Origin of the sequence: [Clostridium] aminophilum, assembly GCF_900101295.1 — a bacterium.
In the GTDB taxonomy this organism is placed as follows: domain Bacteria; phylum Bacillota; class Clostridia; order Lachnospirales; family Lachnospiraceae; genus Clostridium_R; species Clostridium_R aminophilum_A.
Genome location: NZ_FOIL01000001.1, coordinates 43,183 through 59,376 on the forward strand (window position 1 = coordinate 43,183; position 16,194 = coordinate 59,376).

Annotated in this window: 11 protein-coding genes and 3 pseudogenes; 12 read left to right on the forward strand and 2 right to left on the reverse strand. The window is 53.3% G+C overall.

Features of this window, described 5'->3' with window-relative positions:
• Positions 1-207 precede the first annotated feature (207 nt).
• From BMW41_RS00155 to BMW41_RS00180, 6 genes and pseudogenes are all read left to right on the forward strand, one after another.
• The gene (locus tag BMW41_RS00155; RefSeq protein ID WP_074647614.1) at positions 208-1,293 is read left to right on the forward strand and encodes a hypothetical protein; all 1,086 of its coding nucleotides are present in this window, start codon (positions 208-210) and stop codon (positions 1,291-1,293) included.
• Between the two features lie 463 nt (positions 1,294-1,756).
• Complete coding sequence (locus BMW41_RS00160; protein WP_074647617.1) at positions 1,757-2,728, forward strand: transporter substrate-binding domain-containing protein; 972 nt, start codon at positions 1,757-1,759, stop codon at positions 2,726-2,728.
• Positions 2,729-2,795: 67 nt separating this feature from the next.
• Positions 2,796-3,830 (forward strand): uroporphyrinogen decarboxylase family protein, encoded by a 1,035-nt coding sequence (locus tag BMW41_RS00165; protein WP_074647620.1) that lies wholly within the window; start codon positions 2,796-2,798, stop codon positions 3,828-3,830.
• A 121-nt stretch (positions 3,831-3,951) separates the two neighbouring features.
• Positions 3,952-4,578, forward strand: a pseudogene (locus tag BMW41_RS14830) (amino acid ABC transporter permease); the annotation flags it as partial.
• Positions 4,579-4,756: 178 nt separating this feature from the next.
• The gene (locus BMW41_RS00175; protein ID WP_242870177.1) at positions 4,757-5,383 is read left to right on the forward strand and encodes an amino acid ABC transporter permease; all 627 of its coding nucleotides are present in this window, start codon (positions 4,757-4,759) and stop codon (positions 5,381-5,383) included.
• 57 nt (positions 5,384-5,440) lie between these two features.
• Positions 5,441-6,196: an amino acid ABC transporter ATP-binding protein gene (locus BMW41_RS00180; protein ID WP_074647624.1), complete on the forward strand. Its 756-nt coding sequence runs from the start codon at positions 5,441-5,443 to the stop codon at positions 6,194-6,196.
• Positions 6,197-6,208: 12 nt separating this feature from the next.
• Here BMW41_RS00180 and BMW41_RS15145 read toward each other — a convergent pair whose 3' ends face one another.
• Together BMW41_RS15145 and BMW41_RS15265 are read right to left on the reverse strand one after the other, a co-directional pair.
• Positions 6,209-7,123 carry a radical SAM protein gene (locus BMW41_RS15145; protein WP_074647855.1) on the reverse strand — a complete coding sequence of 305 codons (915 nt, stop codon included), beginning with the start codon at positions 7,121-7,123 and terminating at the stop codon, positions 6,209-6,211.
• Positions 7,124-7,141: 18 nt separating this feature from the next.
• Positions 7,142-7,609: pseudogene (locus tag BMW41_RS15265) on the reverse strand (DNA-deoxyinosine glycosylase); the annotation flags it as partial.
• A 201-nt stretch (positions 7,610-7,810) separates the two neighbouring features.
• Between BMW41_RS15265 and ftsH the strand changes: the two are divergent.
• From ftsH to rapZ, 6 genes and pseudogenes are all read left to right on the forward strand, one after another.
• Positions 7,811-10,132, forward strand: a complete 2,322-nt coding sequence (gene ftsH / locus BMW41_RS00195; RefSeq protein ID WP_083378694.1) for an ATP-dependent zinc metalloprotease FtsH — start codon at positions 7,811-7,813, stop codon at positions 10,130-10,132.
• A gap of 98 nt (positions 10,133-10,230) precedes the next feature.
• Positions 10,231-10,464: pseudogene (locus BMW41_RS15270) on the forward strand (DUF1653 domain-containing protein); the annotation flags it as partial.
• An 848-nt stretch (positions 10,465-11,312) separates the two neighbouring features.
• Positions 11,313-13,241, forward strand: coding sequence for an excinuclease ABC subunit UvrC (gene uvrC, locus BMW41_RS00205; protein WP_074647627.1), 1,929 nt, complete (start codon positions 11,313-11,315; stop codon positions 13,239-13,241).
• Positions 13,242-13,283: 42 nt separating this feature from the next.
• Positions 13,284-14,213, forward strand: a complete 930-nt coding sequence (gene hprK / locus BMW41_RS00210; RefSeq protein ID WP_074647631.1) for an HPr(Ser) kinase/phosphatase — start codon at positions 13,284-13,286, stop codon at positions 14,211-14,213.
• A gap of 27 nt (positions 14,214-14,240) precedes the next feature.
• Positions 14,241-15,161: a UDP-N-acetylmuramate dehydrogenase gene (murB, locus tag BMW41_RS00215; protein ID WP_074647635.1), complete on the forward strand. Its 921-nt coding sequence runs from the start codon at positions 14,241-14,243 to the stop codon at positions 15,159-15,161.
• A gap of 157 nt (positions 15,162-15,318) precedes the next feature.
• Positions 15,319-16,191 (forward strand): RNase adapter RapZ, encoded by an 873-nt coding sequence (rapZ, locus tag BMW41_RS00220; protein WP_074647638.1) that lies wholly within the window; start codon positions 15,319-15,321, stop codon positions 16,189-16,191.
• Positions 16,192-16,194: the final 3 nt, after the last annotated feature.

A 16,194-nucleotide genomic window follows, 5' to 3' on the forward strand; every position in this document is an offset into this window, starting at 1 on the left:
CGTCTCCCCTCGCATGAGGGGAGTGGATTGAAATCGTGTAGATCGGCGGCGGTCAGTGGCGATATCTCGTCTCCCCTCGCATGAGGGGAATATGCGATTTAAAAAATGATAACAAACGAGATAAAATAATAACAAAAGATGACAAAAACAGCAAAAGAATAACAAAAGATAACAAGATAAGAAAATAATAACAAGCAAGGGATAAAAATGAAGATGACAGATCCTTTTACAAGAACGCCGGGGGTGGCAGGTAAGGCGTATATCGACAGCGGAGTAGCTGATGAAATTATTCAGGCATTCTGTGACGAGAATTCGTCCAAATATGTATATAAAATCACTGGCTTGCGAGGTTCCGGCAAATCGGTTGAATACAGCAGGGTTCTCCGGACTTTAAAAGAAAAAGATGGGTGGCTCGTTTATCCACTGTCCTCTTCCGGAGATGGGATAAGGACACTGATTTCCAAGTTGAGTATGGAAGAGTTTATTGATTCAAAGAAAAGCTCTCTTACGGTAAAATCAAGCACGTCTCTTGAAGGAAAGGTTATTGTGGCTTCCGGGAAGCAGGCAGTAGACATTACAAAGGCGCTGAGCGATAACGAGGATTACTATTCGCAGGAAGCGACGTTGGTTAAAATGATCGAGACTGCAAATAAAAAGAATTATAAAGTTCTGATCGGGATTGATGATATCTCAAAGACCCCGGCCATGGTAGAACTCTTATCACTTGTTTCATCCATGGTATTGGAGGGATTGAAAGTTTATCTGATCGTTACCGGTCTGTCTCAGAATATTGAAGCTTTTTCCACGGAAAAGAATCTTTCTTTTTTTAAGCGGGCGGATTCGTTGGAAATAAAGAGCCTGAACAAATACGATATTGTGTTTATGTATCAAAAGCTTCTTGGAGTGAGTGATAAAGAAGCAAAAATACTGGAAGAAATCACCGAGGGATATGCGTATGCATATCAGGTCCTGGGATCGCTGTACTTCAGGAAACAGGAGAATGACACCGTAGAGGATTTAATGCCGGATTTCGAACGGATCCTTTTCCGGGATTCCTATGATTTGATATGGAAAAGTATCACAGAGAGAGAAAAAGAACTGATTCGCTGTATATACAGATCAAAAACCGGAAAAACCAGTGATATCAAGGAACTGATGACCAATAAGGCAAATTACTCTGTTGTGAGAGAGCGGCTTATCAATAAACATATCGTAGATGGCGGTACCAGAGGTTACCTGACGATCAGGCTGCCGAGATTTGATCGATATATTGAACTTTGGGGAGACGAGTGATCTCGTCTCCTCTTTTTGGTGGAGCACTTAGCGACGCATATTTCACTTAGCAGCTATGCTGCTTAGTGAAATAGCGTGCTGAGGCTGGTGTTTTCGAGCTTAGTGCGTACCATGGAAATCCACTTGGCGACGCATATTTCATTTAGCGGCTATGCCGCTTAGTGAAATAGCGTGCTGAGGCTGGTTTTCTCGAGCCTAGTGGATTTGCTTCGTTTATGCGTGAAACATCTCCAAAGACCAGGATGAAAAGATCTGGAATGTGTGATAAATAGTGTGTTTCCATACTTTCCCTGATCATATCAGTAATCCGATTTATAGTTATACTATTAGTGTATATAGTTTTTTTGTTGACGCCGGAAATGGATTGTGATAATCTCCTATCCATAAACCTACTAAACAGATAGGAAACATGGAAAATGAACGTCCGAAGAGACAGGGGAAATGAAAAAGGAGGAACTGGACGATGAGGAAAAACGTTAAGAGAACAGCAGCATTCAGCATTGCGACAGCATTGACACTTGGACTTGCCGCCTGCGGAAGCAGCACGGCAAACACAGCAGCCACGAACACAGCAGCCACGAACACGGCAGTCACAGAAGCAGCATCGCAGGGAAGTGAAGCTGCAGCGGAGACGGTGAAGAGTGAGAATCCTGCCTCCGGAGAGGTTAAGACGATTCAGGTAGCGCATACCAATTACTATAAGCCATATGATTTCCAGACACCGGATGGCGGATCTGATGGATACGAAGTGGCGGTTCTGAAAGCAGTCGATGAACTTCTTCCGCAGTACGAGTTCCAATTCACACCGACCACCGATGACGATCTTCTCGTCGGAGTGGAATCCGGAAAGTACGATGTGGGAACAAAAGGTGTCTGGTGGACCGAAGCGAGATCGAAGACCTACGTTTTCCCGAAGAATTACATCGGCGCATCGGTTATCGGCATCCTGTTTCGGGCAGAGGACAAAGACAAGTACACAGATCTGGAAGCCTTCGCAAAGGATGGAGGAAAGCTTGTTCCGATCGCTCCGCAGAATGCACAGTACAACATCGTAGAGAATTTTAACAAGAATCATCCGGATTCGCAGATCAAACTCGAGGCATCCGATGCCTTTCAGGTATCTGACGCATATCAGTGGGTAACCGAGGGAAGATACGACGCATATTTTGAGATCCGCACCTCCTATGAGGCGAACATCGTAGCAGATGACGGGGAGTATCACGATTACGTTGACAAGCTTTCCTATGTACCGTATGAGGGTATTCCGACCTGGCCGCTCTTTAACAGGAACAATCAGGAGCTGGCGGATGCGTACGACGGGGCGATTGAGAAGCTGAAAGCAGACGGAACGCTGTCCAAGCTTTCCAAGCAGTATTTCGGATACGATCTGTTTGAACTGGTTCCGAAGGGCTACCAGAAGGGCGATCAGCTCTGATTTTGACAAGATAATCCATGAACAACGGGCAATGCAACAGAACGAACAGGAAGAGGAGGACAACATTATGGCAGAGAATAAGAGACAGCTGGTACTGGACGCACTTGACAACAAGCCGGTAGAGAGAGTTCCGGTGGGATTCTGGTATCATTACGCATTTGACGCACTGTATGAGGACAGTCCGAAGATTCTTTCCAGAAACCTGGCAGGTCATCAGAAATTCTTCGATGATTTTCATCCGGATTTCGTGAAGATCATGAGCGACGGATATTTCCGTTATCCGAATCCGACGGTGGATGCCGTGAAGACGGCGGCCGATCTGAGAAACGTCAAGTCGGCGAATCCGCAGGACTGGATCGATAAGCAGGTTCACCTGGTAAAGGAAGTGAACCGGAAACTGGATCACAAACTGGCGACATTCTACAATGTCTTCGCTCCGGCAACTTATCTGAAATGGCTTCTGGACTTTAATCATGCGGCACCGGGTTCCGGCAATGACTTCCAGGGAACACTGTTCAACGAGTTTCTGAAGGAGGATCCGGAAGCAGTGCGGATCGCCCTCAGCGAGATTGCAAAGGATGTGAAGAAACTGGCAACGGCAGTGATCCGTGAAGGCGGCGCAGACGGCATTTACTTCAGCTTCCAGAATATTCAGGGAGCGGGACTTTCCAAGGAGGAGTATCAGGAACTGATCGCACCGAGCGAGCTGGAAGTGCTGGAGGCCGCAAATGCGGTCGGCGATTACAACATTCTCCATATCTGCGGTTATGAAGGCGCGGTCAATGACCTGACAACTTACATCGATTATCCGGCGAAGGCGATTAATTATGCGGCAACCGTCGAAGGAATCAGCCTTGGCGAAGCGAAGAAACTCTTCGGCGGAAGAGCGGTGATCGGCGGTTTCAACAATACAAGGGACGGTATTCTCTACAAGGGGTCAAAGGAGGAGATTCAGGAGGAGACCAGAAGAATTCTGGAGGAATCCGGCACAACCGGAATCATCCTCGGCGCAGACTGCACCGTTCCGGCCGATACGCCGGTGGAGCATTATCAGTGGGTACGAGAGGCAGCGGAGCTTTTGGCAAAAGAAAAGGCGGCGTAAGAACGCTGTCGGACAGAAAACGTGCGGTTCAGAGGAGTGATCCGGAAAAAGGTGAGTGGGTCCGGAACGGGATCAGGACCGCACAAAAGAATGCGGAAGCAGAACAGGGAGGTGACCATTGATGAGGCCGTTTCATCCTTCATTTATTCTCACGGCGCTGGCAAATATTTGGCCATATATCGGCGTGACGCTTGGGACGATGCTTGGAACGTGCTTTTTCGGAGGCCTGATCGGACTGATTGTGGCGAGAGCACGGATCCGGAAAAGAAAGTTTTCCAATGCAGCCGCACAGGCATATATCTATATCGTACGATGCATCCCATCGATTGTATTATTGTTCATCGTGTATTACGGACTTCCTGAGCTGATGTTATCGTTCGGTGTGAATATCAATGATTCGAGCAAATGGTTTTTTGTGATCACCACCTTTTCAATTCTTTTTTCTGCAAGCATGGCGGAGGTGTTCCGGGCTTCCTATGAGGCGATCGACCCGGGCCAGCGCGAGGCAGCGCTGGCCGCCGGAATGAGTGAGTTTCAGGCATTTCGAAGAATCGTTCTTCCGCAGGCCGCGGTTGTGGCGCTTCCGAATTTCTGCAACGCGCTGGTCAGCCTGATGAAGGAAGGCTCTCTGTCTTACACCATCGGCATGATCGATGTCATGGGACAGGGGCAGCTGCTGATCGGCTTAAATCACGGTTCGTACGGACTGGAAGTCTATATCGCGCTGGCACTGATCTATTGGAGTCTGACACTGATTTTGGAGAAGTCGTTCGGAACTCTGGAGAGTGTTCTGGCGAGAGGAAAGAAGAGAAATCATCCGGAGACAGGAGGGGAAGAGCATGGAACTGAACACAGAATTTATCGTACAGGCTCTGGTGGCATCGCTGAAGGGCATACCGACGACACTCATCATCACGGCCGTGACCATGCTCCTGTCTTCACCGATCGCATTCTTCTTTGCCCTCCGGCGTTTGGCCGGCGGGGAGAAGGGAAACCGTTTCATTCGCGGCTACATTTCCTTCGTAAGAGGAACGCCGATCGTTCTTCAGATCCTGTTCTTTTACAGCCTTCTGCCGACCACGCTGAATCACATGTTTAATACGATTCTCGGACTTCATCTCCCCATTTTTGACATGAATCCGATTGTATATGCGTTTGTCGTATTTTCACTGAACACAACTGCGGTTCTGACGGAAGTGTTCCGGTCGGCACTGTTTTCCATCGGACCCGGTCAGATGGAGGCCGCACTCTCGGTGGGACTGTCACCGGCGCAGGCGTACCGCCGGATCATTGTTCCCCAGGGCCTGACGGCGGCGCTGCCGAATATCTGCAACACAACCATCAGCGTTCTGAAAAGCACATCGCTGGCGTACATGATGACCGTGCAGGATATCATGGCGATTGCCAAAAAAGAAGCTGCCTTCGGCTACAACTATATTGAGGCCTATCTGGTGGTGCTGATTCTCTACATTGTTCTCTGCACCGCGGTGCAGCTTCTCTTCCGGGCGGTGGAGAAACGGTTGTCGGCATTCCGGAGACCGGCTGCCGCGTGAGCGTTTTACTGAAAAAAGGAAATCCGGTAACAGACGAAAAGGAAAGGCGGTGCCGCTATGCTGAAATTACATAATGTACACAAGTCATACGGGAACAATGAGATTCTCAAGGGTGTGGACCTGGAAATAAAGAAGGGAGACATCATTGTCATCCTCGGACCCAGCGGCTCCGGCAAGACAACCTTTCTCCGGACCATCAATTATCTGGAGCGGGCCGATCAGGGAACGGTGGATTTTGATGATATTCACGCGGACCTGAAGAGCGCGTCGAAGAAGGAGGTCAGCGAGATTCGCAGACGGACCGGCTTCGTGTTCCAGAACTATAATCTCTTTGCAAACAAGACCGCATTGGAAAATGTGACAGAAGGCCTGATCGTCGCCCGGAAGATTCCGAAAGCGCAGGCGATCGAGACGGCGAAGAAAGCGCTGGAGCGGGTTGGCCTCGGCGACCGGTGCGGCTATTATCCGTCCCAGCTTTCCGGCGGACAGCAGCAGCGCGTCGGGATCGCGAGAGCGATTGCGGCAAATCCGGAGGTGATCCTCTTTGATGAACCGACCAGCGCCCTGGATCCGGAGCTGGTCGGCGAGGTACTGAATGTAATGAAGGATCTCGCAAAAGAGGGAGCAACGATGATCGTTGTGACCCACGAGATGAGTTTTGCGCAGCAGGCGGCGACAGAAGTTGTCTACATGGAAGGAGGCGTCGTGGTCGAGAAAGGATCGCCGCAGGAGATCTTCAGCCATCCGAAGGATGAGAAGACGGTTCGTTTCCTGAAGCGGATCCTCCGTCAGGATTTTGATTATGCAATCTGACAATTTTCTGGTTCAGATCCCTTCCAGTTCAAAGGGCGGCGTGTATTCTTCTTTCGCGCTGCTCTTTTCCTGCATAAAGCCCTCGGTCAGTCCCAGATCGATGGCGGCGTCGATGACGCGGTTGTATTCGAAGGAAGTGAGCCGGCGGCTGATCTCTTTATAATCGGCGCTGTGGTAGAACGGCGTGTACTGACTCATGATGCTGATGAGATAACCGCCTTTCGGAAGATGATCGGAAATCCATTTCAGAAGGCGGATCGAGTCGTCCCGGTGGGACGGAAGCACCATATGCCGGATGATTACGCCCCGGATAAGAAGACCGTTCTCATCGAAGACGGGGGGCCCGGCGGCCTCGATCATGGTGCGGATCGCTTCGGAAGCTCGGTCGAAATAGTCCTCTGCGCCGGAGTATTTTTGTGCAAGCTCCGGGGAGTAGTATTTCAGGTCCGGAAGCCAGACGGAAACGTAGGATGCGAGTTTCCGGATGACTTCCGGTTTTTCGTATCCGCCGCTGTTGTAGACGACCGGGATGGTAAGCTTTCCGCGGACTGCTTCCAGCGCTTCGAGGACCGTGGGCGCATACATGGCGGCGGTGACCAGATTGATGTTGTGCGCGCCCTGTTCCTGCAGTTCAAGAAAAATTTCGGAGAGACGCCCCGAAGAGATCGGTTTTCCGAATCCCTCCTGGCTGATCTTGTAATTCTGGCAGAAACAGCAGCGGAGCGTGCAGCCGGTAAAGAATACGGTTCCGCTCCCGCGGTCACCGCTGATACAGGGTTCTTCCCAGGGATGGAGAGCTGCTCTTGCCGCGACGGCGTATGCCGGACTCTGACAGTATCCGCGGTTTTTAAAACGGTCCACGCCGCAGTTTCGGGGGCAGAGACGGCATTGGCGATAGCTCAGATCACTGTTCAGGTGAACGGTCACCCGGCGCCAGCTTTCCGCCAGATCCTCAAACTTTGCCGCTGCATTGGCCGGACTTGTGGACGGAAGCCGGGTTGCCGGAATCCCGAGAACCGGCCGGATGTATTTCTCATATAAGCGGTGGGAGGCGGCGCCGTTGGTATAGACCGCCTCAATCCGGCTGTTTTCCAGAATCGGTGTCAGGTCGTTCGGAACCGCATTTTTGATGGAACTGTCGCTGGAGGCGTGAATATCGCAGCTGGCGATGGAATCCCACAGCGCGATGTGGTTCCGGTGGAGAAATGCGGTCTTCTCCTCAACCGTCTCCGGACAGGCTTCGCCGCAGAGGTGGGAGATGAGCTTCCAGAAGCGGTTTCGGGGATGTCCGTAGAAGAAATTGACCTCGCGGGATTTCACGGACGGAAATGATCCGAGGATCAGAATCCGCGAGTCTTTATCGTAAATTGCCGGGAACGGATGTTCCACATGCATGAGTTCATTTTTCGCCATAATCGGCTCCTTTCTTCCCGCAAGTATAGCATAGATTTCGATTGATTGTACGAAATCAGTTTGCTATAATCTATTTCATGCAGCTAACCGTGAAATCGGCGAAGCTGACAGGATTAGAAAGCAGACTTTTTCGAATTAATTAAGCGGATCCGACGCGATTTTGGACAAATCCGGCTCGCGTCCGATCCTGGAGAATAAGATATGGACGAGAATAATCAGAACAACCGCGGGGGACGGGATCCGAAGAAAAAACAGAATTACACGGCTCTCATCGTCACCCTGGTATTTACTCTTTTCATTGTCGGAGCGATGCACAGCTGGTGGCAGCAGAGCCGTTCGGAGATGATTCCTTACAGCCAGTTCAAGCAGATGCTGAAGGACGGCGAGATCGAATCGGTTGTGGTCAGCAATTCCAAGATCACGATCACACCGAAAGAGGACTCGAAGAACAGCAAGAGTTCCGAACTGAGTGAGGGCGGAATCCTTGGCATGGAATATTATACCGTGCCGATGTACGATCCGGATCTGGAACAGACGTTAAGTGATTCCGGCGTGGCGCGCTATGAGCAGCAGGCGGTGGATCCGACCATGAGCATCATCAGTATGCTGATCGAGTGGATTCTTCCGATTGCGGTCATGATGTTCCTCTTCAATTTCATGATGAAGAAAGTCGGCGGTGGCGGCGGTCTGATGAACGTCGGCAAGAACAACGCCAAAGTATATGTCCAGCGGGCGACCGGCGTGACCTTTGCCGATGTGGCCGGCGAGGACGAGGCAAAGGAATCTCTGACCGAGATTGTGGATTTCCTGCACAATCCGGCGAAGTACACCACCATCGGCGCGAAACTCCCGAAGGGTGCCCTTCTTGTCGGACCTCCGGGAACCGGTAAGACACTTCTGGCGAAGGCCGTTGCCGGAGAGGCGAAAGTTCCGTTCTTCTCCATTTCCGGCTCCGAGTTCGTCGAGATGTTCGTCGGCGTCGGTGCGTCCCGTGTGCGCGACCTCTTCAAGCAGGCAGCGCAGCAGGCACCGTGCATTATTTTCATCGATGAGATCGATGCCATCGGCCGGAGCAGAGACAGCCGCATGGGCGGCAATGATGAGCGCGAGCAGACGCTGAACCAGCTGCTCTCCGAGATGGACGGTTTCGATGCGTCCAAGGGACTTCTGGTTCTGGCGGCCACGAACCGCCCGGAGATTCTGGATAAAGCGCTTCTTCGTCCGGGACGGTTTGACCGCCGTGTCATCGTCGACAAGCCGGATCTGAAGGGGCGGGTATCGATCCTGAAAGTTCACGCAAAAGACGTCAAACTGGATGAGACCGTGGATTTCAACGAGATCGCTCTGGCTACGTCCGGTGCGGTCGGCGCGGATCTCGCCAATATGATCAACGAGGCGGCGATCATGGCCGTCAAGAACGGAAGAAAGGCGGTTTGTCAGAAGGATCTCTTTGAGGCGGTGGAAGTCGTTCTCGTCGGAAAAGAGAAGAAAGACCGTATCATGAGTCAGGAAGAGCGCCGGATCGTATCCTATCACGAGGTCGGACATGCTCTCGTCAATGCGATCCAGAAGGATGCGGAGCCGGTTCAGAAGATCACCATCATTCCCAGAACCATGGGCGCTCTCGGATATGTCATGCAGGTGCCGGAAGAGGAGAAATACCTTAACTCCGAGAAGGAACTTCACGCGATGCTGGTCGGCTTTCTGGGCGGACGCGCCGCAGAGGAAGTGGTGTTCGGCAGTGTGACAACCGGCGCGGCCAATGATATCGAGAAGGCGACCAGTGTGGCCCGTCAGATGGTAACCCGCTACGGAATGTCCGAGAAGTTCGGACTGATTGGTCTTGAGACGATTGAAAACCAGTATCTGTCCGGACGGTCGCAGCTGAACTGCAGTGACGCGACAGCGGCGGAGATCGATAAGGAAGTTATCCGGATTCTGAAAGAGTGTTATGCGGAAGCAAAGCAGATTCTCGGTGATCACCGGGAAGCACTGGACAAGATCGCGGCGCACCTGATCGAGAAAGAGACCATCACCGGCAAGGAATTCATGAAGATCCTTCATCAGGTGGAGGGAACCGGAGACGAGGCGGAGCAGCCGGAAGAAGATTCCGATATGACTCCGCGTCAGCAGGAAGCCGGCGAGGTTCTGCGGGAGATGCAGGCCGAACATGAGGCGGCGGAAGCGAACCGCCTGAAGTGGAGTGCTGCGGCAGACGATGCGGAAGCTGTGGAGGCAGAAGAATCTTCGTCGGATGATAAGACCGGCGAGGAAACGGAAATGCATCCGGAAGAGACTGCGCAGGCGGAGCCGGAGTTCACGGAAGAAGCTTCCGGGCATGCAGAGGAAAAGAATGCAGAGGAAAGACCGGCAGAATCCGGCGTAACTGAGACGGCAGAGGAATCCCATGTGACAGAGACGGGCACAGCGGAGGAAAATGCGGCGGAGGAGTCCGGCGCAGAACACGGAACAGATCACGCAGAGCACGCGGAAAATGAAGAGACACCGGATCAGAACCGGTAATCCATGAGGCAACATTACGTATTCTCCCGAGGCCGTCGGCCCCGGGGGAATATTTGACATTTAGAGACGAAAAACACGTCAGAGACAGGAGGCAGACGATGCGCGAATGGCCGAAACCGGGCGAGCGTTACCGCCATTTTAAGAACAAGTATTATCAGATTATTGCGGTGGCGACACATTCGGAGAGCAGGGAAAAGATGGTCGTCTACCAGGCCTTATACGACGACTTCGGAGTGTACGTGAGACCCCTTGATATGTTTATGAGTCCGGTTGACCGGAAAAAGTATCCGGAGGTGAAACAGCACTGGCGGTTTGAGCGGGTGGCGGAGGTGCCGAACGGCGCTGTCGGTGAGTATGCCGGAGAAGAATCCGGAAATGCGGCTTCCGGTTTCGCAGCATCAGCTGGTTTAACGAACCGCAGTGTCGGATCCGAAGAAAAAAGAACGACAGCGGCACAGACAGCAGCACAGACGACGGCGGCTCAGACGGCAGCAGCACAGACGGCCGCGGTTAAGACGACAGCAGCCCGGACGACAGCGGACACAAAGGACGGAACGAATACAGGAAACGAAATGGCCGTCAGGGGCACGGCGGACACCCGCGGAGACATCTGGGAGAAACGGGGACGTTTTGTTGGGGCAAAAATTCCGGTGGTCTCGAACCGTAATGAGATTATCGGGAGGGCAAACTATGTGACCGAGCGCCGGACGGTCGCTCCGAAAACAGAGGCGGTAAGTTCTGCGACCAAACGGAATACGGCGGTTTCTGCTGAATACCTTGCAGCGGAAAGGCAGCCGAACCGGGAGCCGGTTCGGCCCGCACCGGAAGAGAGCCGGCCGCTCAATCCGCTGTTTTATGATTTTCTGGATGCGGCGGATGTGGAAGAGAAACTTGCGCTTCTCCGGAAGATGAGCGGAATCGTGGGGGAGCGGGAGGTTGTCGCCATGTGCGCGGCGCTGGATCTGGAATACACCGGATTAGGAGTCGAGGAACAGCTGGATGCGATCCGCAAATATATCCTTTTGCAGCAGCATTTTGATGCGCCGCACATGCGCTCACGCGGCTGAGGGGGCATACGGATGCGTCAGCCGGCGCTGAAGCCGGAGACAGCGGCGCAGCCGCGGACGGCTCTGCGGGATGAGTTGGCGAAGGAATCAGCGGAATAGAAAGACAGGGAAACATGGCATTTAAACCGGGATTTGTTCTGGAAGAGGAATTGAAGAAGCTCCCGAAACAGCCGGGCGTTTATATCATGCACGACGAGACGGACAAGATTCTCTACGTCGGCAAGGCGGTGAATCTTTACAACCGCGTACGGTCGTATTTCCGGAAGATCGTGAACCGCGGGCCGCAGATCACCCGGATGGTTCAGCTGATCTGGTATTTTGAGTATATTGTGACCGATTCGGAGCTTGAAGCTCTGATTCTGGAAAATAATCTGATCAAGGAACATCGGCCGAAGTACAACACGATGCTCAAAGATGACAAGACTTATCCTTATGTGAAGGTGACGGTCAATGAAGAATACCCTCGGGTTCTCTTTTCCCGCCGCATGCTGCGGGACGGCGCGAAATATTTCGGACCCTTCACGGATTCGACGGCGGTGAAAGACACCATTGACCTGATTCATAAGCTCTATCACATCCGCAACTGCAGCCGTCGGCTTCCGGAGGATATCGGAAAAGGGCGGGAGTGTCTGTATTACCACCTTCAGCAGTGCGACGCGCCGTGCATGAACCGGATTTCAAAAGAGAAATACGGGGAAAAGGTTGCCGAGGCTCTGGCATTTCTCGGCGGTCGATACGAAAAGGTGATGGGGGAACTTGAGCAGCGGATGATGGAAGCCAGCGATAATCTGGAATTTGAGAAGGCCATCGAGTACCGGGAACTGCTCCACAGCGTGCAGGCGGTGGAACAGAGGCAGAAGATTACCAGCCAGAGCATGGACGACCGCGACATCATCGCGATGGCGAAGGAAGATCTGGATGCGGTTGTGCAGGTGTTCTTTATCCGGGATGGAAGAATGATCGGCCGGGACCATTTCCATCTGACCGTCTCGGACGTGCAGGACAACGGGCAGATTCTTTCGAGTTTCGTGAAGCAGTATTATTCCGGAACGCCGTTCATCCCGCATGAAGTCTGGATTGAGCAGCCCATCGAGGATCAGGAGACGATCGAGGCCTACCTGAGTGCACGGCGGGGGCAGAAGGTGCGGATCGTGGTGCCGCAGAAGGGCGACAAGGAGAAAATGGTGGCGCTGGCAAAGAAAAACGCCCGCATGGTTCTGGATCAGGACAGCGAGAAGATCAAGCGCGAGGAACTCCGGACCATCGGCGCCATGAACCAGATCGGCGAGTGGATCGGGCTGTCGGGACTTCACCGGATGGAGGCGTTCGATATCTCCAACATCAGCGGTTTTGAATCCGTAGGATCCATGGTTGTCTTTGAGAACGGAAAGCCGAAGCGCAACGACTACCGGAAATTCAGAATCCGCACGGTGCAGGGACCGAATGATTACGCATCCATGCGCGAAGTTCTGACGAGACGTTTTCAGCACGGCATCGACGAGGCGGAGGAGATCCGCAAAAAAAACGGCGATGTCGCTTCCGGAAGCTTCACGCGTTTTCCGGATCTTCTGATGATGGACGGCGGCCGCGGTCAGGTCAATATTGCGCTGGAGGTGCTGAACGATCTGAATTTATCGATCCCGGTCTGCGGCATGGTGAAGGATGACCGACACAGAACGCGCGGAATCTATTATAATAATGTGGAGATTCCGATCGATACTCATTCTGAGGGATTTAAACTGGTGACCCGGATTCAGGACGAGGCGCACCGTTTTGCCATCGAGTATCACCGGAGCCTGCGCGGAAAAGAGCAGGTCCATTCGGTTCTGGACGACATTCCGGGCATCGGGCCGAAGCGGAGACTGGCGCTGATGCGCGAATTCAAGACCTTTGAGGCCGTCCGCGACGCGAGCGTCGAAGAGCTGGCGAAATGCCCGTCGATGAATCAGGCATCTGCGGAGGAAGTGTACCGATTCTTCCATAAGGCAGACCCCGAAGCGGCGCCCCATGAGGTGGTGGAGATCCAGAACCGCGCGAACTGAATATATAATCTAACAGCAGACTCTGCTGGGAATGGGGGATTTATGGCAGACGTAACCATCACGGAACTGATTGACAAACTCGGCCTGAAGAACATGACTCCTCAGATCGATACGGACCTGATTGTTCTGAAAAATGCCGAAGTAAACCGGCCGGCGCTTCAGCTGACCGGTTATCTGGAACATTTTGACAGTGACCGTGTTCAGGTAATCGGAAACGTTGAGACCGCATATACAAACGGGCTTCCGGACAAAAAAAGGCTGGAGGTTTTTGAGAAACTGCTGGCATCGGGAATTCCGTGTCTTCTCTACAGCCGCGGCATCGAACCGGCGGATGACATCATCGGCCTCTGCGAGCACTATGAGGTGCCGTGTCTGATGAGTGAGAAGCCGACATCACATCTGATGGCGGAGATTATTCTGTGGCTGACAGACCGTCTGGCACCGATGATCAGTGTGCATGGCGTTCTGGTCGACGTTGCCGGTGTCGGCGTTCTGATCATGGGTGAGAGCGGCATCGGTAAGAGTGAGGCGGCGCTGGAGCTGATCAAGCGCGGACACCGTCTGGTCAGCGATGACGTGGTGGAGATCCGCCGGACCAGCGACTCCCAGCTGATCGGAACTTCGCCGGACATCACGCGGTATTTTATCGAACTGCGCGGAATCGGCGTGATTGACGTCAAGACGCTGTTCGGTGTACAGTCGGTGAAAGACCAGAAGACCATCGATATGGTCATCAAACTGGAGGAGTGGGATAAAGAGAAGGAATACGACCGTCTCGGTCTGGAAGACCAGTTTATGGAATTTCTGGGCAATAAAGTCGTATGTCACTCGATCCCGATCCGCCCGGGCCGTAACCTCGCGATTATCGTTGAGTCCGCGGCGGTCAACCAGAGACAGAAGGGCATGGGCTACAATACGGCACAGGAACTCTACCGCAGAGTTCAGGAGGCCATGGTCGCAAAGACCGAATAAAAGGAAAGAACGAACGGAGAACATAACATGAGTTTTGAGAGAGAACTGCAGAGTGCGGCCTACGGCGGCCGCGTCCTGAAAGACGAGCCGATGAAGAATCACACCACATTCCGGGTGGGCGGACCGGCGGACTGGTACGCGGCACCGGCGGATGAGGCATCGCTCCGGGAGGTTGTCCGGCTCTGCAGACGGGAGGAGGTTCCGTATTTCATTCTTGGCAACGGTTCCAATCTTCTGGTGAGTGATGAGGGATACCGCGGCGTGATCATTCACAGCGGCGTCAACCTCTCCGGAATGGAAGTGCGGGAGGAGGCGGACGGTGTCGTGATCGAGGCGGGGTCGGGCGCGCTTCTCGCATCGATCGCGAGACGGGCGCTGAAGGAATCGCTGACCGGATTTGAATTTGCGTCGGGAATCCCGGGAACTCTGGGCGGCGCGCTGGTGATGAACGCCGGCGCCTACGGCGGCGAAATGAAGCAGATCGTCCGCTCGGCCCGCGTATTTACACGGGATGGACGCACAGAGCGGATTGCGGCGGAAGATCTGGATCTCTCCTATCGTCACAGCAGCATTCCGGAAAATGAGTGGATTGTGCTCTCCGCGGAGATCGTCCTTCATGAAGGCGATCCGGAGACGATCAGGGAGACCATGGATGACCTGAACGGCCGAAGAAGAGAAAAACAGCCGGTCGAATTCCCGAGCGCCGGTTCGACGTTTAAGAGACCGGAGGGATATTTTGCCGGAAAGCTGATTCAGGACGCGGGACTTCGCGGCTTTACCGTTGGCGGCGCACAGGTTTCCGAGAAACACTGCGGGTTTGTCATCAACCGCGGCGACGCCACGGCGGAAGACGTGCTGGCAGTGATTCGCGGAGTACAGAAGCGCGTTTATGAAGACGCCGGCGTAAAGCTGGAGCCGGAAGTCATGATGCTCGGATTTGACTGCTGAGACTGGGGCAGGAAGTATTTCCCAAAACCCGCAGCATATCGGATCAAGGTGCTGAAGCGCTGAGACAGAGGATAGGGCAGACCGGGGTTACTGATCGGAGAAAAGTGGAAAGCCGATGGATCGGATGGTCATCAACAGCAGAAGAGGTGAGTGAGATATGAGACTGGTAATCGTGACCGGAATGTCCGGCGCGGGTAAGACGACCGCATTGAAAACGCTGGAAGATATGGGCTTTTACTGTGCGGACAATCTCCCGATTCCGCTGGTTGATAAATTTGCAGAGCTGGTCCGGGATTCCGGCAGCGGAATCAGCACGGCGGCGCTCGGCGTGGATATCCGGAGCGGCGATGAGCTGCCGGAACTGGCGAACACGCTGGATCAGTGGACGAAGAACGGAATTCCGTATTCCATCCTCTTTCTGGATTCCAACGAGGACGCGCTGGTGCGCCGGTTCAAACAGACCCGCCGTGCGCATCCGCTGACACCGGGCGGAAGAGTGGAGACAGGAATCCGCGAAGAGCGGAAACAGCTGGAGTTTCTGAAAAAGAGAGCGGATTACATCATTGACACGTCCGCGCTTCTGACCAGAGATCTGCGGGACGAACTCGGAAGGATCTTTGTGAAGAATGAGAAATTCTCCAGTCTGTTTGTGACGGTGCTCAGCTTCGGCTTTAAGTACGGGATCCCGCGCGACGCGGATCTTGTGTTTGATGTCCGTTTCCTCCCGAATCCGTATTATGTGGATGCGCTGAAGCACCGGACCGGCAACGAGAAAGAGGTGCAGGACTATGTGCGGCAGGGCGGCACCTGCAACGAGTTCCTGAAGCGGATCTCGGATCTGCTGGATTTCCTGATTCCGTATTATGTGAAGGAAGGAAAAAATCAGCTGGTCATCGCCATCGGCTGCACCGGCGGTAAGCACCGCAGCGTGACGGTGGCAAACCTTTTGCATGAAGCATTGAAATCACATCAGGAGATCGGTCTTCGCATCGAGCACAGAGACGCAGACCGGGACGGAAAGCAGGGGTGACCG

What these genes read in the sequence shown, in the direction of transcription:
- BMW41_RS00155 (WP_074647614.1), top strand. Translation starts at nt 208, where the DNA reads ATGAAGATGACAGATCCTTTTACAAGAACGCCGGGGGTGGCAGGTAAG.
- BMW41_RS00175 (WP_242870177.1), top strand. Translation starts at nt 4,757, where the DNA reads ATGCTCCTGTCTTCACCGATCGCATTCTTCTTTGCCCTCCGGCGTTTG.
- uvrC (WP_074647627.1), top strand. Translation starts at nt 11,313, where the DNA reads ATGGCATTTAAACCGGGATTTGTTCTGGAAGAGGAATTGAAGAAGCTC.
- BMW41_RS00165 (WP_074647620.1), top strand. Translation starts at nt 2,796, where the DNA reads ATGGCAGAGAATAAGAGACAGCTGGTACTGGACGCACTTGACAACAAG.
- BMW41_RS00180 (WP_074647624.1), top strand. Translation starts at nt 5,441, where the DNA reads ATGCTGAAATTACATAATGTACACAAGTCATACGGGAACAATGAGATT.
- BMW41_RS00160 (WP_074647617.1), top strand. Translation starts at nt 1,757, where the DNA reads ATGAGGAAAAACGTTAAGAGAACAGCAGCATTCAGCATTGCGACAGCA.
- rapZ (WP_074647638.1), top strand. Translation starts at nt 15,319, where the DNA reads ATGAGACTGGTAATCGTGACCGGAATGTCCGGCGCGGGTAAGACGACC.
- hprK (WP_074647631.1), top strand. Translation starts at nt 13,284, where the DNA reads ATGGCAGACGTAACCATCACGGAACTGATTGACAAACTCGGCCTGAAG.
- ftsH (WP_083378694.1), top strand. Translation starts at nt 7,811, where the DNA reads ATGGACGAGAATAATCAGAACAACCGCGGGGGACGGGATCCGAAGAAA.
- murB (WP_074647635.1), top strand. Translation starts at nt 14,241, where the DNA reads ATGAGTTTTGAGAGAGAACTGCAGAGTGCGGCCTACGGCGGCCGCGTC.